Source organism: Pseudomonas tremae (assembly GCF_001401155.1).
GTDB lineage: Bacteria > Pseudomonadota > Gammaproteobacteria > Pseudomonadales > Pseudomonadaceae > Aquipseudomonas > Aquipseudomonas tremae.
Window position 1 is genome coordinate 248063 of sequence record NZ_LJRO01000090.1, and the last position, 19748, is coordinate 267810.

The following is a 19748-nucleotide window of genomic DNA, read 5'->3' on the forward strand; positions in this document are numbered from 1 at the left end:
GGTTCCGTCATGTTTTACCCTGTGGCTTCTTTCTGGGAGCTGCAGTTTTCTCGGGCTGATCAGCCTGCTGCTGCAGGTTTTCCAGAGCGATTTCCTTTTTGGTCAGCAGCAGTTCCAGCATCCGGTTCTGCTGTCGGGCTTCGGTCAAACCCTGCTTGAGTGCTGCGTTTTCTTCCTGCGAGTTGCTTAACCTCTCTTCCAGTAGCGCGCATTGAGTGTGGGTGTGCTGCTGTTGTTCTGCCGAGGCGGCAGCCTTTGCGCTGGCCCGGTTCAGGAGGTCCTTCTGGTCGTGCAGGTCGCGCAGGGTGCTGCGGTTTTCAGCCAGCAATCGCTCGTTGTCACGATTCAGCTGGGTGATTTCTTCCTGGCGCATGGCAATGCTTTGTTGTGCCTGGCGCAACTCCATCTGCAATTGCTGAGTCTGCCCTTCATGGCGCTGCTGTTCCTGTTCGCGCTGCTCCTTGATGGAGTTGCGATAGTGCTCCAGTGCCTCTCGGGCATGCAGGTGTTTTTCCTCAAGCGAATGAATCTGAGCGTCTTTGTCTTGCAGGCGTGAATCCAGGTCCAGGTTGGCCTGGAGCAGTCTGGCGTGCTCGGTCTGGGCGTCTTGTAGTGTTTGTCGCGTCTGGAGCAGGGCGGTTGCCTGACTGTCGACGGTGTCGTCACGTTGCTGCACGTGCTCCTGCAGTTCGCTTATCTGCTGTCGAGCGGATTCCAGCTGCTGCAGCAGTTTGGCGCGCTCCGTCTGGTGCTCGTCGTACGCCTGGTCTATGCGTTCCTGAGCCTGCTCATCAAGCCGTTGGGCAAGGTGCGCGACCAGCGTACTTAATTCCTCATTGATATCCGGCGCGGGTGCATGTGCGTTATCCAGCTCCTTGAGATAGCGATGAATCGTGGTTTTGGAGCCGGTATTGCCCATTTCGATGCGTACTGCATCGATGCTTGGGTTATCGCCTCTGGCCAGCAATGCTGTCCTGGCTTTTTGCACCAATGCCTTGTTTACGCCGCCACGAGCCATGCTCTCTCCTACGATTTCGTACTGTGGTATGTACTCTGTAATTACATACTATATTATTTAGAATAAATTCATATATTTTGAATTATTTAACATGGGGTATTGGCGTATTATCCCGTGTCAGGCGGGTTCTACTGCCATCTTGTCTTTGTTATCGGTACACCTGCAGGCTTGATCCATGAATGACGTTGATCGCTACATCGATGCGGCAACCCGTGACAACACGCGCCGCAGTTACCGGGCAGCCATCGAGCATTTCGAGGTGGCGTGGGGTGGGTTTCTGCCGGCGACCAGTGAAAGCGTGGCGCGTTACCTGGCCAGTTATGCCGGCACGCTGTCGGTCAACACATTGAAGCTGCGCTTGTCAGCGCTGGCCCAGTGGCATATCAGTCAGGGTTTTGTCGATCCCACCAAAGCGCCCATGGTGCGCAAGGTCATCAAGGGCATTCGGGCATTGCATCCTGCGCAAGAGAAGCAGGCCGAGCCCTTGCAGTTGCAAGACCTGGAGAAAGTCGTTGCCTGGCTGGACATCGAGGCGCGCGAGGCGAGCGCGCAGCATGATCAACCGCGTCTGTTGCGCTGCCGGCGGGATTCGGCGTTGATTTTGCTCGGGTTCTGGCGTGGGTTTCGCAGTGACGAGCTGTGCCGTCTGCAGGTGCAGGACGTCAAGGCTGTCGCCGGTTCCGGCATCAGTCTTTATCTGCCACGCAGCAAGGGGGATCGCGATAACCTGGGCAGGACCTACCAGACGCCTGCCCTGCAGCGGTTGTGCCCGGTTCACGCGTACATCGAGTGGGTCAACTGTGCTGCGCTCGTGCGCGGGCCGGTGTTCCGGGCGATCGATCGCTGGGGCAATATGAATGAGGACGGGCTGCACGCCAACAGCGTCATCCCGCTGCTACGTCAGGCCTTTGAACGTGCAGGCATCGCTGCCGAACATTACACCAGCCACTCGTTGCGCCGCGGTTTCGCAAGCTGGGCGCACAGCAATGGTTGGGACCTCAAGTCACTGATGGCTTACGTTGGCTGGAGGGACATCAAGTCGGCGATGCGTTACATTGATGCCGCGCCGTTCCCGAGCAATGCCGGGGTGGGGAGCGGCCTGAAGGTTTCTTCTATTGATAAGCTTCCTTCATAGCGAAAAGCAATCGGCGACATCAGGTTTGCCAATGAGCGATTGTCATCGATCGTGCGTAAGCTTCACCCCATCGAATTCACAACCCATCTAACCCATCAGGAGATATACCGATGCCTATCATCAACAGCCAAGTAAAACCGTTCAAGGCTAACGCATTCAAGAACGGTAGTTTCGTTGAAGTTTCGGACGCTGACTTGAAAGGCAAGTGGTCTGTCGTATTCTTCTATCCGGCCGACTTCACCTTCGTTTGCCCGACCGAGCTGGAAGACCTGGCTGACAACTACGAAGAGTTCAAGAAGCTGGGCGTGGAAATCTACAGCGTGTCGACTGACACCCACTTCGCCCACGCTGCCTGGCATAGCACCTCGCCAGCCATTGGTAAAATCCAGTACACCATGATCGGCGACCCTACGCTGACCATCTCGCGCAACTTCGACGTGCTGATCGAAGAAGCAGGCTTGGCGGATCGCGGTACTTTCGTGATCAACCCTGAAGGCCAGATCAAGATCGTCGAGCTGAACGATGGCGGTGTAGGCCGCGACGCTTCCGAGCTGCTGCGCAAGATCAAGGCTGCTCAGTACGTTGCTGCTCACCCGGGCGAAGTCTGCCCAGCCAAGTGGAAAGAAGGCGAGGCTACCCTGGCTCCGTCTCTGGACCTGGTCGGCAAGATCTGATTCGCATGAATCGGCTGGGGGCGTTGAGCTCTTGAGCAAGTAAACCGCATCGCCCCACAAAACGCCCGGGCGGTAATCGCCTGGGCGTTGTTATTTCTACCCTTTGTAAAACAGGAAGTCGCCACATGTTGGACGCCAATCTTAAAGCCCAGTTGAAATCCTACCTGGAGCGGGTTACTCGCCCCATCGAGATCGTCGCGTCCCTTGATGACGGCGCGAAGTCTCAGGAAATGCTCGCACTGCTGAACGACGTGATCAGTGTTTCCAAAGACGTCACCCTGAATGACAGCGGCACCGACGCACGTACGCCGTCGTTCTCGCTGAACAGCCCTGGTCACGATATCAGCCTGCGTTTTGCCGGTATCCCCATGGGTCACGAATTCACCTCGCTGGTCTTGGCGTTGCTGCAAGTTGGCGGCTACCCACCCAAGGTCAGTGCGGAAACCATCGAACAGGTTCGCGCTCTTCAGGGCGAGTTCCACTTCGAAACCTATTTTTCGCAGTCCTGCCAGAACTGCCCTGACGTTGTTCAGGCGCTGAACCTGATGGCAGTACTGAACCCTGGCATCAAGCATGTCGCTATCGACGGCGCGCTGTTCCAGGATGAAGTCACCGACCGCAAGATCATGTCGGTGCCAAGCATCTACCTGAACGGCGAGCTGTTTGGCCAGGGCCGTATGGGCCTGGAAGAAATTCTGGCCAAGATCGACACCGGTGCCGGTGCGCGTCAGGCTGAAAAGCTCAACGCCAAGCAGGCTTTTGATGTACTGGTGGTCGGTGGTGGGCCTGCCGGGTCGGCGGCTGCAGTCTATGCGGCGCGCAAAGGCATTCGCACCGGTGTTGCAGCCGAGCGCTTCGGCGGTCAGGTGCTCGATACCATGGCCATCGAAAACTTCATCTCGGTGCAACACACCGAAGGTCCGAAGCTTGCTGTTGCGTTGGAAGAGCACGTCAAGCAGTACGAAGTCGACATCATGAACCTGCAGCGCGCCGACAAGTTGATCCCTGGCGCAGCCGGTGAGTTGCATGAAGTGAAGTTCGCCAGCGGCGCCAGCCTCAAGGCCAAGACCATCATCCTTGCCACCGGCGCACGCTGGAGGGAGATGAATGTTCCAGGTGAGCAGCAGTATCGCAACAAGGGTGTGGCTTATTGCCCACACTGTGACGGTCCGCTGTTCAAGGGCAAGCGCGTAGCGGTGATCGGTGGCGGTAACTCGGGTGTAGAAGCTGCTATCGACCTGGCAGGTATCGTGTCGCACGTGACGCTGCTGGAGTTCGACGTGCAGTTGCGCGCCGACGCAGTCCTGCAGCGCAAACTGCACAGCCTGCCTAACGTTACCGTGATCACCAGCGCGCAAACTACAGAGGTTACGGGTGACGAGCAGAAGGTCAACGGCCTGCGCTACAAGAACCGCAACACTGGTGAAGAAATCACCATTGCGCTGGAAGGTATCTTCGTCCAGATCGGCCTGCTGCCTAACAGCGAATGGCTCAGGGGCTCCATCGAGCTGTCGCCGCGTGGCGAAATCGTGGTCGACTCTCGTGGCGAGACTTCAGTGCCAGGCATATTTGCTGCCGGTGACGTGACGGTTGCGCCTTACAAGCAGATCATCATCGCCCTGGGCGAAGGTGCCAAAGCCTCCCTGAGCGCCTTTGACCATCTGATACGCACCTCTGCGCCGGCCTGATCACACAAAGCCGCGTAAACGCAAAAAGCCCCGTGAGCGATCACGGGGCTTTTTGTTGTGTTCGCTAATCGTTCTACAAAAGAGCGATCACGCGGAGCCTCAAAGCGGCGTCGGCTGGATGATCTCAACCCAGTAGCCGTCCGGGTCCTTGATAAATGCCAGGCTGTTCATGCGACCGTCGGACAGGCGCTTCTGGAAGTCCACGCCCAGTGTTTCAAAGCGCTCGCAGGCGACCTTTACATCAGGTACGGACACGCAAATGTGGCCAAAGCCACGCGGGTCGCTGTTGCCGTTGTGGTAGGACGCTGTCGCATCGCTTTCGGTACCGTGGTTGTGGGTCAGTTCCAGAATGCCTGGAATCGACTTCATCCACTGGCCACGTGCCGCGTCGTCTTCCGGAATCTGGGTTTTATCGACCAGAGCAAGGAAATACAGGCTGAACTCGGCTTCCGGAAAGTCACGCTTTTCAACCAGGCTGAAACCGAGCACGCGGGTGTAGAAATCCAGTGAGCGGGTGATGTCCTTGACGCGCAGCATGGTGTGGTTGAACACAAATTGCCGGGTGGCCGCTTCTGGATCAGCCGTGACGCCCGGTAGTGTGTTGAGTTCGTGCAAGCTCATCAATATTTCTCCAACATAATGTACAAGTATTGCCCAATGATACGGGGCAGGGCAGTCAGCACCAAACCCAGGCTCGGATAACACGGTTGCGCTCTTGCTCGTGGCGGGCAACAGGCTCAGAATTCTCGGTCACCTGTTATGGCGACCCGATCATGATCTTTGCGCAATACCGACGTTTTTTGCCAAGCCTGTGTCTGTGCCTGCTGGCTGGCGCTGCGCCAGCCCATGCAACTGATGCAATGATCACCTGGCCCGCAGGCTGGGAGGTCGAATCATTGCCGGTCGAGGCAGGCGCAGCCGTTAAGCCGTCCGTGCAAGTCAGACAGCGCGCGGTTAAAAACGATCAAAATGGTAATCCCCTGATGGTGATGGAGCTTACCCAGACGCGGCTGACGCCTGGACACGAGGTGAATGTCTCGGGCGTGTTGCTGGAAATGCGCAAGTCGATTCAGGTCAATTTCGCCCGGAGTGGCTTGCAGAGTGCCTGCACCCATGTCCGTGAAAGCCGGTTAAGCGTCGTGCCGGCGCTGGAGACGACCTGCACCATCACCCAGAACGGTGTACATGTGCTGACCCAGACGCTGGTGGCGGCTGCCAGCAAAGAGATGGCCTGGTCGTTATCGTATGCGGGATCGGCAGAAGGCTATGCAGCCAACAAGGAGGAGGCGTTGCGTATCCGTGAGAGCCTGCAGTTGGGCGATGTGCAGTGAGCGTGTTTTTTCGCAGGCAAAAAGAAGCCCGCCGAGGCGGGCATGGGGCGCTATTCCTTTAGCGGTCTTCATCATCCTAGAACCCATGTGAAAAAAGTGTGAAGCTTGACCGGCCAATTCGAACCGTGCGTTTTTCTTGCACTGACGACCGCACTAACAAAGGTTTTATATTTCGTTACATTGGACAAACTGAATAATTGCTCTACCTTATTCAGGAAATGTTCAGTTTTGTCAGTGTGAAGTGAATCGCTTAAGCCACGTGTTTTATTGGCGTCATTATTTTCACGGTATTAATGTTGCTCGGCACGAAGTTTAGCGTTCCTTCGCGCTCGTCGACGCTTTCGCTATGAAAGCGGCAACACTCGGAAGCCGTCACCGTTAGGCGATGTTTGATCAGGTGGCTGCACCGCGTGGATAATCAGCGGGCTCGCCAGGGCCTGTAAAAAAAGCCCTGCAAGTGCAGGGCTTCAGATGACGAAGTGCAATCAGGCGCGAAGCCAAGAATCAACAGTGTCGACACCGTACTGCTCTTTCCAGGCTTTCAGGCCGCGGTGATTGCCGCCCTTGGTTTCTATCAGCTCGCCAGTGTGCGGGTTTTGATAAACCTTGACGACGCGTGCCCGGCGACGCTTTGGCCCGGCGGACGCAACCAGCGACGTTGAGCTGGAGGGGTCGAGGATAGCAATGATGTCACGCAGGCTTTTGCCGTAGGTGCCCATCAGGTCCTGAAGCTTTTGCTCGAATTCAATCTCCTTTTTCAACCCGGCGTCATTCTTCAAGGTTTCCAGCTGTGCAAGCTGCTCTTGAAGGGCTTTCTCTGCTGCTCGAAACTCGGCAAGTCTGGACAAGTAATACACTCCAACAATGTAATGGCTGTTGTCAGCCCAATAAAACGATGAGACAAAACTGTCTGACTGATTGGCTCGTTCGGTCTTGCCCTCGGCCTGCGGTTTCCAGGATGAAACTTGGACTTTTCGGCGTATCATTGTACAGGCAGAGGGTGTTTATAACTCAGTAGCGCGCAAATAATGCACCTTTTTTGCCAGTTAGAAAATAGTATTTTTCAAATTCCTTAAATGCTGACCGTGTGCGCCGTTGGATATAGACCCTCGGGTCGGTGTATTCAAGCGAGGTGGTTTGTAAGTTATTTCTGATAGTAGACGAGTATTGAAAACGTGCCAGATTGACACCGTGCAGCATAAAAAAGAAACATCTGACAGACACTGTGACTGTCAGATTCGGACTGCGCAAAGGAGGTGGCAATGTCTGCAGGTAACGGGCTGGCAGGCGGGCAGCGGTGTCAGGGTGGCCTTTTGCCGCAATCCGGTCCTACAAGCCCTGCTGCAATTCAGGGTCATCGGGGTTCTGCTGTTCGAGCTCGGCCAGAAGAATTTGAACATTCTGTAACTGACCGTTTTCTTTCCAGTACTGGATCAGCAGGACCCTGGCCTTGCGATTGGCGGGTTGGTTCTGAACGATCTGTGTCAGTTGCTTTTGCGCCGCCTCAAGCTCGTTCAACGAGTGAAGGGCGACCGCGAGGTCATAGCGATAGTCATTGTTATCAGGTGCCAGCTCGGTTGCTTTTGCAAGGCTGAGCAAGGCAAATTCGGCTTGCCCGTGGTTCAACAGCCACATTCCCAGCGCGTGCTGAAGCATGGATGAACCGGGATTGCGCTCCAGCAGACCGGCGAACAGGCCGCGTGCCTGTTCCGCCTGGCCCTTGCGGTCCAGCAGTTCTATATGGGCCAGGGCCGCTTCGATGTTACCCGGATCCAGTGAAGTGGCGCGCTGCAGCGCCTCGACCGCCGGGTCGAGGTCGCCAGTCTGCAAGTACAGCCTGGCCAGTTGTAACTGGTTCTGAGTATTCTGCGGCTGGCTCTTGAGGTACTCCTGAAACGCCTCGGCGCTTTGCTGCAGGACTGCAAAGTAAAGGCCCAGTTCGTCCGGCGAGAGGCCGAGCAAAGCGCCGGTGGCATGAAACCTGACGGACTGCTCTTCGTCGTCCAGCAGCGGCCCAAGCAGCAGACTGCGCTGACTGTTGGACACCAGTTTCACGCTCACGTCGATAGCGGCTTTGCGGACCTGAGCAGAGGGGTCGCCAAGACCTGCTGCCAGCAGTTTGAGGGCCTGAGGGCTGGGATAGTCGCTCAGCTCGGTGAGCAGATTGATGCGTTGGGCGTCAGACAGGTCGGTGCGGGCCAATTGCTGATACAGCACCCTTGCAGCGCCAGGCTTGCCATCGTGGGCCTGCTCCAGTGCCTGCTCGTAGGTGTGGCTCAGCCTGGTCGGCGCAGTCTGCACCGGAGTGCGCCACCACCAGAATGCCAGCGAAAGAGCCAGCACTGATGCGAGCACCGTACCGGGCAGCCAGCGATGTCGAGTAACCGGTAGAGGCGATAACCCCTTGAATGGCAATCTGGGCATATCGATTTCCAATGCTTGACGGGGTGCAGCTTCGGGGAGTGGCTGGCAGCTGTCAAACGGCAATCAGGATGCGACCGTATTCAATCCCGAAAAAAAGCCCCGCGTCCTGGAAGGAGTGCGGGGCTGTGTTGGCGCTGTCAGGTCAGGCTTGAGGCTGCCAACCACCGCCCAATGCCTTGTAAATCGCCACAATGCCACGGTAAAGGTCGATTTCTGCCTGAGCCTGAGAGTCTTCGGCCGCCAGACGTTCACGCTCCGCATCCAGTAACACAAGAAAATCTGCGGTGCCTTCGCGGTACTGCACCGATGCCAGTCTGGCAGCAGCGCGGCTCGATTCGCTCTGGCGCATCAGGGCCACCAGGCGTTGCTGGCGTTTGTTGTAATCGCTGAATGCGTTTTCCGACTCCTCAAGCGCAAGCAATACCTGTTGCTCGTAGTTGGCCAGCGCGCCTTCGGCATCCGCATCAGCGCTGCGAATCTGCGCCCGGACGCTGCCCAGGTCGAAGGCTGCCCACGTGATACTCGGGCCCAGCGACCAGGCTCTGGCGGCGGACGAGCCTATCTGCGAACCACGTCCTGCGGTAAAGCCCAGAAAGCCGCTGAGACTGACGCGGGGAAACAGGTCGGCAGTCGCGACACCGATGCGTGCGGTGGACGCGGCCAGCTGACGTTCGGCCGCGCGCACATCGGGACGATTGCGCAGCACCTGTGTAGCGTCGCCGATCGGCAAGGCCTTGGCGATCGCCGGCAGCTTGCTGGGGCTCAAGTCCACACTGAGGCTTTCCGGACGCTCACCCAGCAGCGTCGCAATGCGATGGCGCTGGCGAGCCTGTTCGGCCTGCAATTGCGGAACCGTTGCTTCTACCGCTGCCAGGCGCGCATCGGAACGCATCACATCCAGTTCGTTACCGACTCCGGCATCGCGCAGTTGAGTGGTGATGTCCTGAGACTTCTGCTGGTTGGTCAGGTTGTCCTTGGCGATGGCTTCACGCAATTGCGCCCCCCGCAGTTGTCCGTAGGCGTCCACCACTTCGGCAATCAGCGTTACCTGAAGCTGATACAGATTGGCTTCTGCCGCATCCTGGTCGGCATCGCTGGCTTCCAGTTGGCGCTGGATACGCCCGAACAGATCCACTTCCCAAGCCATATCGAGGCCCAGGTCATAGCGCTCGCTGTTGACGCGTCGCTCGGTGATGCCGGGCTGCTGACCCTTGCCGATGTCGCTGCTGGCGCGGCTGGTCACCACCGGCATGACGTCGTTGGCGACGTCATCGCGAATGGCCCGTGCAGACTTGAGGCGGGCAAAGGCGACACGCAGGTCGCGGTTGCCGTCCAGCGACCGGGTCACCAGCCTGTTGAGGGTAGGGTCCTCGAATTGCTGCCACCACAGGGTGTTGACCTTGCTGCGGTCATAGTTGCCCTGAGCTGCGGATTCCAGCTTGGCCGGCGCCGTTTCCGGCGCCTTGTAGTCCGGGCCGACGGCACAGGCTGCCAGCGCCAGGACCAGCAGGCTCGGGGCGAAGAGTTTAAATGCGCTCATCAATGCGTCTCCGCGGGCAGGTTTTGCAGAGTCTGTGCACGGGTGGCCTTGCGGGCCTCCTTGCGCTCGACGTAATTACGGATCAGCACGTAGAACACCGGCGTCAGCAGCAGCCCGAAGAAGGTCACGCCCAGCATCCCGGAGAACACTGCGACCCCCATCGCATGGCGCATTTCGGCGCCTGCACCGCTGGACAGCACCAGAGGCACGACGCCCATGATGAACGCGAACGAAGTCATCAGGATCGGACGCAGCCGCAGGCGGCAGGCTTCCAGTACGGCGTCCAGCGGGCTCATGCCCTCAGCCTGTTTGTCCTTGGCGAACTCGACGATCAGAATCGCGTTCTTGCACGCCAGGCCCACCAGTACGATCAGCCCGATCTGGGTAAAGATGTTGTTATCGCTGCCGGCAATCATTATCCCGGCAATTGCCGAAAGCAGGGTCATAGGTACGATCAGGATTACCGCCAGTGGCAGGCTCCAGCTTTCGTACTGAGCCGCCAGCACCAGAAACGCCAGCAACACACAGAGCGGGAATACGAACAGCGCAGTGTTGCCCGAAAGGATCTGCTGATAGGTCAGGTCGGTCCACTCGTAGACCATGCCGGTGGGCAGTTCCTCACGCAGCAGTTTTTCCACTGCTGCCTGGGCCTGACCAGAGCTATACCCTGGCGCTGCAGCACCATTGATCTCGGCCGTGATAAAGCCGTTGTAGTGCATGACCCGGTCAGGGCCGGCGGTGTCACTGACCTTGACGAAGGTCGCCAGCGGGATCATTTCTCCGAGGTTGTTGCGCACCTTGAGCTGGCCGATCTGGTCGGCGTCCTGGCGGAACTGCTGCTCGGCCTGAACGTTGACCTGATAGGTGCGGCCGAACCGGTTGAAGTCGTTGGCATACAGCGAGCCCAGGTACACCTGCAGGGTGTCGAAGATATCGCTGACTGCCACGCCGTGGGTCTTGGCCTTTTCGCGGTCGATCGCGGCGTCGACTTGCGGCACGTTGACGGTGTAGCTGGTAAACAGCCCCGCCAGTTCCGGCACGCTGCGGCTCTTGGCAATGACGTTCTGGGTTTCCTTGTACAGCTCGTCATAACCCAGGTTGCCACGGTCCTCGATCTGCAGGCGGAAGCCACCGATAGTGCCCAGTCCTTGTACCGGCGGAGGCGGGAAGATCGCCATGTAGGCTTCTTGAATAGACGCGAACTGGCCGTTCAGGGCGCCTGCGATGGCGTTTGCCGACAAGCTGGCGTCCTTGCGTTCATCGAACGGCTTGAGGGTCACGAATACCACGCCGTTGTTGGGACTGTTGGTGAACCCATTGATCGACAGGCCGGGGAAGGCAATTGCGTCCTGCACGCCTGGCTGCTTGAGGGCCAGTTCCGACATGCGCTTGATGACGTCCTCGGTACGGTCGAGGCTGGCGGCGTCCGGCAACTGGGCAAATGCAACCAGGTATTGCTTGTCCTGACTGGGGACGAAGCCGGTCGGTGTGCTGACAAAACCCACCCAGGTCAGAACCATAAGCCCCGCGTACACCAGCAAGGCAATGCCGCTGCTGCGAATGACCCGAGCGACAGTGCCTACATAACCATGACTGGCTTTTTCGAAGAAGCGGTTGAACGGGCGGAACAACCAGCCGCCAAGCATTTTGTCGAGGAAACGCGAGAAGCGGTCCTTGGGCGCGTCATGACCTTTGAGCAGAACGGCGGCCAGTGCCGGCGACAGGGTCAGCGAATTGAACGCCGAGATAACAGTGGAGATGGCGATGGTCAGCGCGAACTGTTTGTAGAACTGCCCCGTGAGCCCGGAGATGAACGCTGCCGGTACGAACACGGCACACAGCACAAGTGCTGTAGCGATGATCGGCCCCGTCACTTCGGCCATCGCCTTGTGGGTGGCTGCGACCGGTTCAAGCCCCAGTTCGATGTTACGCTCGACGTTCTCCACCACCACAATCGCATCGTCCACCACGATACCGATTGCCAGCACCAGCCCGAACAATGACAGCGCGTTCAGCGAAAATCCGAACATGTGCATCACGGCGAACGTGCCGATCAGCGAAACCGGTACTGCCACCAACGGGATGATCGAGGCGCGCCAGGTTTGCAGGAACAGAATCACTACCAGGACAACGAGAATCAGGGCCTCGAACAGCGTGTGGATCACAGCCTCGATAGAGCCACGTACGAAGATGGTCGGGTCATAGACAATGCTGTAGTCCATGCCTTCGGGGAAGCTCTTCTTCAACTCGGCCATTCGCGCCCGAACATCGTTGGAGATATCGATGGCGTTGGAGCCTGGGCGCTGGAAGATCGGGATCGCCACCGCAGGCTGGTTATTGAGCAGGGAGCGTAACGCGTACTGGCTGGAACCGAGTTCGATACGTGCGATGTCCTTCAGGCGCGTGATCTCGCCGTCTGCACCTGCGCGAACCACCACGTTTTCGAACTCTTCTTCGCTGACCAGACGCCCTTGAGTGTTGATCGACATCTGGAAGCTGGTGGCATTCGGCGAAGGGGGTGAGCCCAACTGGCCTGCCGCGACCTGGCGGTTCTGTTCGCGGATTGCGTTGACCACATCAGTCGCGGTCAGATTGCGAGAAGCGGTCTTGTTCGGGTCGAGCCACACGCGCAGCGAGTAGTCGCCCATGCCGAACAACTGCACATCACCGACACCGCCCAGCCGCGCCAGCTCGTCCTTGATGTTGAGCACCGCGTAGTTGGACAGGTACAGCATGTCGTAGCGTTTGTCCGGTGACGTCAAATGCACGACCATGGTCAGGTCAGGGGAGGCCTTGTCCACGGTAATACCGATGCGTGTCACTTCTTCTGGCAGCTTCGGCTCGCTGCGAGTCACACGGTTCTGCACTTGCACCTGCGCGTTGTCCAGGTCAGTGCCCAGCGCGAAGGTGATGGTCAGGGTCAGCTTGCCGTCGGCGGTGGCCTGCGAGGACATGTAGAGCATGCCTTCTACACCGGTAATGGCTTGCTCCAGCGGCGAAGCGACGGTTTCGCCGATGACCTTGGGGTTGGCGCCGGGGAAATTGGCACGTACCACCACCGTCGGCGGCACCACTTCCGGGTATTCGCTGATAGGCAGCTTGAACAGCGATATTGCACCGGCGATCAGGATCAGCAGCGACAGCACTGCGGCAAAGATCGGCCGTGAGATAAAGAATTTGGAGAAGTTCATCGGACGAGTCCCTTAGCCGCGTGGCGCAGTTGCGCTGGCGATATTGGCCGGTTTTGGCGTCACTTTTGGCTGGTTGCTGGCGTCGAGCGCCTGGCGTTGTTTGAGCAGGGCGGCGAGGGTCTCGGCGCTGGCCATCGGCGTCACTTCCGGGTCCACAGGCTGGCCGGGACGTACACGCTGCAAGCCTTTGACGACGATGGTGTCGTCCTTACCCAGCCCGTTACGCACGATGCGCAAGCCCTCGATTTTCGGGCCCAGTTCGACCGCGCGATAGGCGGGTTTGTTGTCCTTGTCCATCACCAGCACGAATTTCTTGCCCAGATCGGTGCCCACCGCTTCATCGTTGATCAGCACGGCTGAGTAAGTACCACTGCCGACCAGCTTCAGACGTGCATAGAGGCCAGGGGTGAAGCCGCCGTCAGCGTTATCGAACACGGCACGACCGCGAATGGTGCCGGTCCTCGGGTTGACCTGGTTGTCGACAAAGTTCATCTGCCCCAAGTGCGGGTTGCCGCTTTCATTGGACAGGCCGAGGTAGACCGGAGTGGTCTGGCCACGCTGGCCCTTGCGGGCGAGTTCGGTGTACTTGAGGAACACGCGTTCGTCAGCGTCGAAGTAGGCATAGACCTTGTCGGTAGAAACCACGCTGGTCAGTGCGGTGACATCGGCGGTGACAATATTGCCGGCGGTAATTTCGGCCCGGCTTACGCGGCCTGCAATCGGCGCGGTCACGCGGGTGAAGCTGAGGTTCAGTCGGGCCAGGTCCAGTTGTGCCTGGATGGCTGCGACACCGGCCTTGGCTTCCGCCGCCGATGTCGTACGTGAGTCGGCCAGTTCTGCGGAGATCGCATTGTTGCTGCGCAGACGCTCACCGCGCTGGGCTTCGCTGTCGCTGCGTGATGCAACAGCTCTGGCCTGTTGCAGTTGGGCTTCGAGGCGACGGACTTCCGACTGGAAGGGGCGAGGGTCGATCTGGAACAGCAGATCACCTTTCTTGACCAGCGAACCGTCGGTGAAGGCGACATGATCGATCTGGCCAGACACCCGAGGGCGAACTTCGACGGTTTCCGGTGCCTCGAGACGTCCAGTGAACTCATCCCACTCGTTGACCGGCTGCTCCAAGACCTTGGCGACGGTGACTTTGGCTGCGCCGGGCGCTGCAGGGGCTTCTGACGTCTTGCCACACGCACTGATCACGATGAGAGCGATGGCAGTGAGGGGGAAGCGCAGCTGGCTGATTGTCTGGGGCATGGGAAGTTCCGCCGAGAATAGTGAATGGGCGGATTCTGTTGGCGGGGGGTGTTATTAACGAATCGAATAAATCGAAGGTTACTATCACCCGCAATGATGCACGGTCACAGGCCAGTCAACCGGCGATCCAAATCAGCATGTTCATGAGTTTCACCCCCGCGCATGACGAGTGCAACACGAGCTGGCACCGTATCTGGATAGCGCATCACTGGCTAAAAAAGAACATGGCATATTGCTATATGGGTGATGAATTCTTGCAATCGCCACGACTATCAAGTTGTCCGGCCCGGCGTCGATCCTTGGGTATCACGATAAATACCAAGGCAAAATTTGATGAAATCGACATGGCTGGACAACTTGAACGTCAGCAAAAAACTCAGTCTGGGCTTCGGCCTCATCCTGCTCGGCGTACTGACGGTGACCACTATTGGCTACCTCAGCACCAACCTGCTGATCGAGCGACTGGGCAAGGCGTCCAGGGTAGCTGAAGTAAAAGCAGATGCGCTGAGCTTGAGGATCGCTGCGCAGACCTACACGGCAAAACCTGACGCAAGCACCCAGCAGGGTTATATCGCTGCTCTCGACGACCTCGGCAAGACCATCGAGAACGGTCTGAAGATTCTGACCGTGCCGGTCAACGCCGATAAGCTCCGGGGCATCCGTGATCAGGCGGGCGGCCTCAGGCAGACGTTCGGCCAGTTGGCGGACAACAGCCAGAAAATCGACCAGGCCATGCAGCCGTTGATTACCATTTCCGAGCAAGTCAGCGGCAGTTTCGAAACGCTTCTGCAAAAGACCTTCGAAGACGCCTCACGCTCGCTTGATCAGAACGCTATCGATCAGGTCAAGGTTGCCGGTGACTTGCGCAATGGCATGACCAACTTCCGCCTGGTGTTCCGTCGCTATATCAGTATTCCTACCGCCGAAAACAAGCAGATCACCTTCGACGCAGCAGACTCTCTGATTACCCAGGCGGGCAGCGCGCGTACCCAGTTGCCGAACAAAGCCGGTCCGGCGGTGGATGCTGCCCTTGCGGCCTTGCAGCAGTACAAGTCGCTGATGGTTTCCATTTCCCAACTAATGCAACAGAACGACCAGTTCCGCGACACACTGCGCCAGCAGTCGCTGGACATAGTCAAAAGCTCCGATGGGTTGATGGCGGGTCAGGTGATCAGTGCAAACAACGAAAAAGACAGTGCAGTGACCCAGTTGCTCACCGTAGCCCTGATCGTTCTTTTGCTGGGCATCTTCGCAGCCATCCTGATTACTCGCCAGATCACGCGTCCTCTGGACTCTACGGTGATCGCTGCGCGGCGTATCGCTGACGGCGATCTGACCAACGACATCAGCACCACTCGCCAGGACGAACTGGGCCTGCTGCAGAACACCATGCAGCACATGACCGTATCGCTGCGTGCGCTGATTGGCGGTATCAGCGGCGGTGTGACCCAGATTGCCACGGCAGCCGAGGAGCTTTCGGCGGTCAGTGAACAGACCAGTGCTGGCGTCACTCAACAGAAACTGGAGGTAGACCAGGTTGCAACGGCCATGAACCAGATGGCGTCTACCGTGCAGGAAGTGGCTCAGAACACCGAAGATGCCTCGCAAGCTGCCAGGCAGGCAAGTGAGCGTGCCGCCCACGGTAGCAGCGTGGTGCAGCATGCCACTCGCGAAATCAGCCAGTTGGCGGGTGAAGTAGGGCAGTTGGGGCAGGCCATGCAGCGGCTGATTCAGGACAGTGACAAGATCGGTGGCGTGATCGACGTCATCAAGGCGGTTGCTGAACAGACCAACCTGCTGGCGCTGAATGCCGCTATTGAAGCTGCACGCGCTGGCGAGCAGGGACGCGGGTTCGCCGTAGTGGCCGATGAAGTGCGCTCGCTGGCCCAGCGCACGCAAAAATCGACCACAGAAATCGAAGCGTTGATTCAGGCATTGCAGCAGGGCACCGGAGCCGCTTCGGATCTGATGGACGCCAGCCGTCAACGCACTGAAGGCACCGTGGAACTGGCCCGTCAGGCCGAACAGGCGCTGGTCGAGATCACTCACTCTATCGGCACCATCGAACAGATGAGTCAGCAGATTTCCGCTGCCGCCGAAGAGCAAAGCGCGGTGACCGATGAAATCAATCGCAGTGTTATCAGCGTGCGAGACATTGCCGACCAGTCGGCGACAGCGACCGAGCAAAGCGCTGCGTCTACCGTAGAACTGGCGCGCCTGGGCAGCAATTTGCAGGAGATGGTTGCGCGCTTCCGGATCTGACAATCGTTATGCGTAAACGGGAGCAGCGCTGAAGGTCAGCGTTGCTCCACCAACTGCAGAAAGCGTCGCGTTCGTTCATTCTTTGGGTTCAGCAGGATATCGCTGGCTGAGCCATCCGCCACAATTCGGCCGCCCTCCATGAATAAGACCCGGTCAGCGATGTCCTGGGCAAACTTCATTTCGTGGGTCACCAGCAGCATAGTCATCTGAAACTCATGGGCAATCGAGCGAATCACGGCCAGGACTTCCCCGACAAGTTCCGGGTCCAGCGCCGAGGTCACCTCATCGAACAGCATGATCTGCGGGCGCATGGCCAATGCCCTGGCAATCGCCACACGTTGTTGCTGACCACCGGAGAGCTGGCTGGGGTATGCGTCGGCTTTATGTGCAAGCCCCACCAGCCCGAGATATTGATGCGCGCGTTCAAGCGCCTCCTCGCGAGAAAGCCGGAGCACGCGCAATGGTGCTTCGGTGATGTTTTCCTGCACGGTGAGATGCGGGAAGAGGTTGAACTGCTGGAACACCATCCCCACCCGATGAATCACCGGGGCTCTGCGTGATCCTGGCCAGTGCCAACGCCCCTTGCGCGCCGGCACCTGCTCGCCAGCAACTTCAATGCTGCCGTGCTGATAGTTTTCCAGCCCTTTGATCAGCCGCAGCACAGTGGATTTGCCCGAGCCGCTGGGGCCGATCAGCGCAACTTTCTGACCTTGCGGAATGGTCAGGTCCAGATGGTCGATAATCCGGTTGCTGCCGAAGTCCTTGACCACTTGTTTCAGTTGTATCTGCGCAGTCGTGACGGACGATAGGGCGGGGCTTGCGAGATCAGACATGAGTGCGCCTTTCCAGGTATTTGAACAGCAACGAAGTCGGCACGCTGATCGCCAGGAACATCAGCGCCATCACTGTGTACGGCTCGTTGTAGCGGTAGGTCATGCCAGCAATCTGCTTGGCCGCCTGAAACAGTTCGGGGATGGTGATCACTGCCAGCAGTGGCGTTTCCTTGAACATGCCGATCAGGTAATTACCGAGCACCGGCAGCATCGGTTTCAATGCCTGCGGCAGGATGAGGCGTCGCCAGGTATCGCCACGATCAAAGTCCAGTGCGCGGGCGGCTTCCCATTGCCCGGCAGGGATATCGTCGATTGCGCCGCGATACGCTTCGGCAATGTAAGCTGCGTAGTAACACCCCAGGCCAATCACGCCAGTGGTGATCGCCGGAAATGTGATGCCTGCCAGCGGCAGCGCAAAGAACAGCACGTACAACTGGACCATCAGCGGCGTGTTACGGAAAAAGCTCAGGTAGCCCTTGCTCAGGTAATGCACGAGCTTCGCCTGCGAGCGCAGGGCCAGTGCCAGAACCAGTCCCAACACCACCGCCAGCATGAAACCCAGCACCACCACCTGCACGGTCACCAGCAAACCCTGAAACAGCTCCGGCAAAATCGACCAGGCGAATGCAATATCGAATTCCATGTTCAGTCTCTCACCTGACGCCACGCGGTTGCGTGTCGTTCATAACGTCGGACCAGCCAGCTAAGCGGCCACGCCATGACGAAGTAGCAGATCAGGACGATGCTCCATATCAGCGTTTGCTGGCCCAGCGTCGTGACCAGTTGACTGCCGGTAAAGGTCAGGTCTGTCAGGGTGATGAGCGAAACCAGCGAGGTGGTTTTCAGCAACTCGACCAGTTGGTTGCCCATCGGCGGAATCATGAAGGGCAGGGCCTGTGGCAGGATGATTCGCCTGAACGCGTTCACTGGCCCGAAGTCCAGCGCCCGCAATGCATCGCGCTGGCCCTTGCTGACATTGATCAGTGCCGAACGGATGATTTCCGAACCATAGGCGGAAAACGTCAGGCCCAGGCCCAGTACGCCTGTGGTCATGGGTTACAGGCGAACACCGAACAACGGCAGGATGAAGAACAGGTAGAACAGCAGCACCAGCGCCGAAATACCCCGCAGCACTTCGACATAAATTGTGGCGAACCAGCGCAACACCCGAATCGGCGACAGGCGCATCAGGGCGATCATCAGGGAAAGCATCAGCACCAGAAGCTCGGCGAAGAAGGTGATCTGCAGCGTAACCAGTGAGCCGTGCGCCAGTTGTCTGGCTATAAACCCGGCAGTATCCAGTGTTTCAGGGTCGACAAGCATGGCCTGTACTCGTGTGGGTTAAGGCCTTGGAGGGGCAGCCCGCAGGCCGCACCTGTCATGGGTTGCAGCGTTGGGCTGCGGTAATGGCGGGCTCAGCCAGTTCGTTCTCGGTGTAACCGTACTTCTGCAGAATTTTCAGCAGTTCGCCGGACGCCCGTAGCTTGGCCAATTGCTCATTGAAAGCCTGTTCGAAAGCCGGGTCATTTTTCGGCAGACCGTAGGCATGGTAATTCCAGCCCGGCTTGCCGCTGGCGTCCGGGATCTGTTCGAACGGCAAAGCGCGCTCGATATCCGGACTGTTGGTCTTCTTGATCAGGCTGATGACTTCGGCGTCCGGGAAATACACCACGTCCACGCGTCCGGCCTGCAAGGCAGCCAGTGCATCGGTGTCTTTATCGAACAACACGACATTGGTGGTGGCGATGCCACTGTCCCTGGCTTCTTGAACCTGATTGCTGCCTGGCTGCGTAGCCAGTCGCGCCTTGCCATTGCTGGCGACATCTTTAAGGCTGTGCAACTTCAGCGGGTTACCGGTTTTGACGATAAACGCACCACCGGATCGCGTGACCGGGTTAGAGAATGCAATCACCTTGCAGCGGTTCGGGTTGATGAACAGGCCTGCACCGATCAGATCGAAACGACCCGCTGCAAGCCCTGGCACAAGAGAACCGAAATCAGTGATCGGCGTCTCGATCTGTTTGATGCCCAGCGGTTCGAGAATAGCCCGCAGTATCTCTACATTGGCACCTGTGGCTTTGCCGTCGGTACCAATGTAGGCATAAGGCTGCTCGTTGGCGATGCCTGCGGTCAGGCCATCGCTGCGACCTTTTTCCAGCAAACCGGCGAGCGCCGGAAATGCCAGAGCGGCGTTTAACACTAAGGCCGAGCCGAACAGGACTGGGGATGACAAGAGTTTGATGCCTTTCATTGCGCGTGCTCGAAATAGGTGGAGGGAGGCGGGCATGTTGGCACTGAGCCTGCTCTTGCAGTCTGTTCTAAAGCGCTGCGCGTTTCGTATAAGGAAGCACCTTATAGTTATTAAAAAATAAATCTAAATATCAATAATGAATATGCATAT

15 protein-coding genes and 2 pseudogenes are annotated in these 19748 nt (G+C 58.1%); 6 read left to right on the forward strand and 11 right to left on the reverse strand.

Features of this window, described 5'->3' with window-relative positions; genetic code table 11:
- Positions 1–7: 7 nt before the first annotated feature.
- Positions 8–1018, reverse strand: a complete 1011-nt coding sequence (locus ALO43_RS07690; protein WP_054997331.1) for a DNA-binding protein — start codon at positions 1016–1018, stop codon at positions 8–10.
- A gap of 175 nt (positions 1019–1193) precedes the next feature.
- Between ALO43_RS07690 and ALO43_RS07695 the strand changes: the two genes are divergently transcribed.
- From ALO43_RS07695 to ahpF, 3 genes are all read left to right on the forward strand, one after another.
- Positions 1194–2153, forward strand: a complete 960-nt coding sequence (locus ALO43_RS07695) for a site-specific integrase (RefSeq protein ID WP_024691147.1) — start codon at positions 1194–1196, stop codon at positions 2151–2153.
- A gap of 110 nt (positions 2154–2263) precedes the next feature.
- On the forward strand, positions 2264–2827 hold the full coding sequence (gene ahpC / locus ALO43_RS07700; RefSeq protein ID WP_005894153.1) for an alkyl hydroperoxide reductase subunit C: 564 nt from the start codon (positions 2264–2266) through the stop codon (positions 2825–2827).
- 125 nt (positions 2828–2952) lie between these two features.
- The gene (ahpF, locus tag ALO43_RS07705) at positions 2953–4515 is read left to right on the forward strand and encodes an alkyl hydroperoxide reductase subunit F (RefSeq protein ID WP_054997332.1); all 1563 of its coding nucleotides are present in this window, start codon (positions 2953–2955) and stop codon (positions 4513–4515) included.
- Between the two features lie 99 nt (positions 4516–4614).
- Here ahpF and gloA read toward each other — a convergent pair whose 3' ends face one another.
- On the reverse strand, positions 4615–5136 hold the full coding sequence (gene gloA, locus ALO43_RS07710; protein ID WP_005894155.1) for a lactoylglutathione lyase: 522 nt from the start codon (positions 5134–5136) through the stop codon (positions 4615–4617).
- 152 nt (positions 5137–5288) lie between these two features.
- Here gloA and ALO43_RS07715 point away from each other — a divergent pair, with 152 nt between their 5' ends.
- Complete coding sequence (locus ALO43_RS07715) at positions 5289–5846, forward strand: DUF4946 domain-containing protein (protein WP_005894156.1); 558 nt, start codon at positions 5289–5291, stop codon at positions 5844–5846.
- A gap of 485 nt (positions 5847–6331) precedes the next feature.
- On the opposite strand, the gene ALO43_RS07720 is transcribed toward ALO43_RS07715, so the two are convergent.
- The 5 genes from ALO43_RS07720 to mexE all read right to left on the reverse strand — a co-directional run bounded on the left by ALO43_RS07720 (position 6332) and on the right by mexE (position 14252).
- On the reverse strand, positions 6332–6694 hold the full coding sequence (locus ALO43_RS07720) for a histone-like nucleoid-structuring protein, MvaT/MvaU family (protein ID WP_005894157.1): 363 nt from the start codon (positions 6692–6694) through the stop codon (positions 6332–6334).
- Positions 6695–7175: 481 nt separating this feature from the next.
- On the reverse strand, positions 7176–8270 hold the full coding sequence (locus ALO43_RS07725) for a HEAT repeat domain-containing protein (protein ID WP_024669341.1): 1095 nt from the start codon (positions 8268–8270) through the stop codon (positions 7176–7178).
- Between the two features lie 142 nt (positions 8271–8412).
- Positions 8413–9810: an efflux transporter outer membrane subunit gene (locus tag ALO43_RS07730; RefSeq protein WP_024691144.1), complete on the reverse strand. Its 1398-nt coding sequence runs from the start codon at positions 9808–9810 to the stop codon at positions 8413–8415.
- Complete coding sequence (locus tag ALO43_RS07735) at positions 9810–13001, reverse strand: efflux RND transporter permease subunit (RefSeq protein ID WP_024691143.1); 3192 nt, start codon at positions 12999–13001, stop codon at positions 9810–9812. The genes ALO43_RS07730 and ALO43_RS07735 overlap by 1 nt, the downstream gene beginning before the upstream one ends.
- A 12-nt stretch (positions 13002–13013) precedes the next feature.
- The gene (mexE, locus tag ALO43_RS07740; RefSeq protein ID WP_005894165.1) at positions 13014–14252 is read right to left on the reverse strand and encodes a multidrug efflux RND transporter periplasmic adaptor subunit MexE; all 1239 of its coding nucleotides are present in this window, start codon (positions 14250–14252) and stop codon (positions 13014–13016) included.
- A 333-nt stretch (positions 14253–14585) separates the two neighbouring features.
- Here mexE and ALO43_RS32070 point away from each other — a divergent pair.
- Together ALO43_RS32070 and ALO43_RS32075 are read left to right on the forward strand one after the other, a co-directional pair.
- Positions 14586–15611 (forward strand): annotated as a pseudogene (locus ALO43_RS32070) (methyl-accepting chemotaxis protein); the annotation flags it as partial.
- A 198-nt stretch (positions 15612–15809) separates the two neighbouring features.
- A complete protein-coding gene (locus tag ALO43_RS32075; protein WP_371903710.1) occupies positions 15810–16514 on the forward strand; it encodes a methyl-accepting chemotaxis protein in 705 nt (234 codons plus the stop codon).
- Positions 16515–16549: 35 nt separating this feature from the next.
- On the opposite strand, the gene ALO43_RS07750 is transcribed toward ALO43_RS32075, so the two are convergent.
- From ALO43_RS07750 to ehuB, 4 genes and pseudogenes are all read right to left on the reverse strand, one after another.
- Complete coding sequence (locus ALO43_RS07750; protein ID WP_024691142.1) at positions 16550–17347, reverse strand: amino acid ABC transporter ATP-binding protein; 798 nt, start codon at positions 17345–17347, stop codon at positions 16550–16552.
- A complete protein-coding gene (gene ehuD, locus ALO43_RS07755) occupies positions 17340–17990 on the reverse strand; it encodes an ectoine/hydroxyectoine ABC transporter permease subunit EhuD (protein ID WP_005894169.1) in 651 nt (216 codons plus the stop codon). The genes ALO43_RS07750 and ehuD overlap by 8 nt, the downstream gene beginning before the upstream one ends.
- Before the next feature lie 2 nt (positions 17991–17992).
- Positions 17993–18670: pseudogene (ehuC, locus tag ALO43_RS07760) on the reverse strand (ectoine/hydroxyectoine ABC transporter permease subunit EhuC).
- 55 nt (positions 18671–18725) lie between these two features.
- The gene (ehuB, locus tag ALO43_RS07765; protein ID WP_054997334.1) at positions 18726–19598 is read right to left on the reverse strand and encodes an ectoine/hydroxyectoine ABC transporter substrate-binding protein EhuB; all 873 of its coding nucleotides are present in this window, start codon (positions 19596–19598) and stop codon (positions 18726–18728) included.
- Positions 19599–19748: the final 150 nt, after the last annotated feature.

What these genes read in the sequence shown, in the direction of transcription:
- ALO43_RS07690 (WP_054997331.1), bottom strand. Translation starts at nt 1,018, where the DNA reads ATGGCTCGTGGCGGCGTAAACAAGGCATTGGTGCAAAAAGCCAGGACA.
- ALO43_RS07695 (WP_024691147.1), top strand. Translation starts at nt 1,194, where the DNA reads ATGAATGACGTTGATCGCTACATCGATGCGGCAACCCGTGACAACACG.
- ahpC (WP_005894153.1), top strand. Translation starts at nt 2,264, where the DNA reads ATGCCTATCATCAACAGCCAAGTAAAACCGTTCAAGGCTAACGCATTC.
- ahpF (WP_054997332.1), top strand. Translation starts at nt 2,953, where the DNA reads ATGTTGGACGCCAATCTTAAAGCCCAGTTGAAATCCTACCTGGAGCGG.
- gloA (WP_005894155.1), bottom strand. Translation starts at nt 5,136, where the DNA reads ATGAGCTTGCACGAACTCAACACACTACCGGGCGTCACGGCTGATCCA.
- ALO43_RS07715 (WP_005894156.1), top strand. Translation starts at nt 5,289, where the DNA reads ATGATCTTTGCGCAATACCGACGTTTTTTGCCAAGCCTGTGTCTGTGC.
- ALO43_RS07725 (WP_024669341.1), bottom strand. Translation starts at nt 8,270, where the DNA reads ATGCCCAGATTGCCATTCAAGGGGTTATCGCCTCTACCGGTTACTCGA.
- ALO43_RS07730 (WP_024691144.1), bottom strand. Translation starts at nt 9,810, where the DNA reads ATGAGCGCATTTAAACTCTTCGCCCCGAGCCTGCTGGTCCTGGCGCTG.
- ALO43_RS07735 (WP_024691143.1), bottom strand. Translation starts at nt 13,001, where the DNA reads ATGAACTTCTCCAAATTCTTTATCTCACGGCCGATCTTTGCCGCAGTG.
- mexE (WP_005894165.1), bottom strand. Translation starts at nt 14,252, where the DNA reads ATGCCCCAGACAATCAGCCAGCTGCGCTTCCCCCTCACTGCCATCGCT.
- ALO43_RS32075 (WP_371903710.1), top strand. Translation starts at nt 15,810, where the DNA reads ATGGCGTCTACCGTGCAGGAAGTGGCTCAGAACACCGAAGATGCCTCG.
- ALO43_RS07750 (WP_024691142.1), bottom strand. Translation starts at nt 17,347, where the DNA reads ATGTCTGATCTCGCAAGCCCCGCCCTATCGTCCGTCACGACTGCGCAG.
- ehuD (WP_005894169.1), bottom strand. Translation starts at nt 17,990, where the DNA reads ATGGAATTCGATATTGCATTCGCCTGGTCGATTTTGCCGGAGCTGTTT.
- ehuB (WP_054997334.1), bottom strand. Translation starts at nt 19,598, where the DNA reads ATGAAAGGCATCAAACTCTTGTCATCCCCAGTCCTGTTCGGCTCGGCC.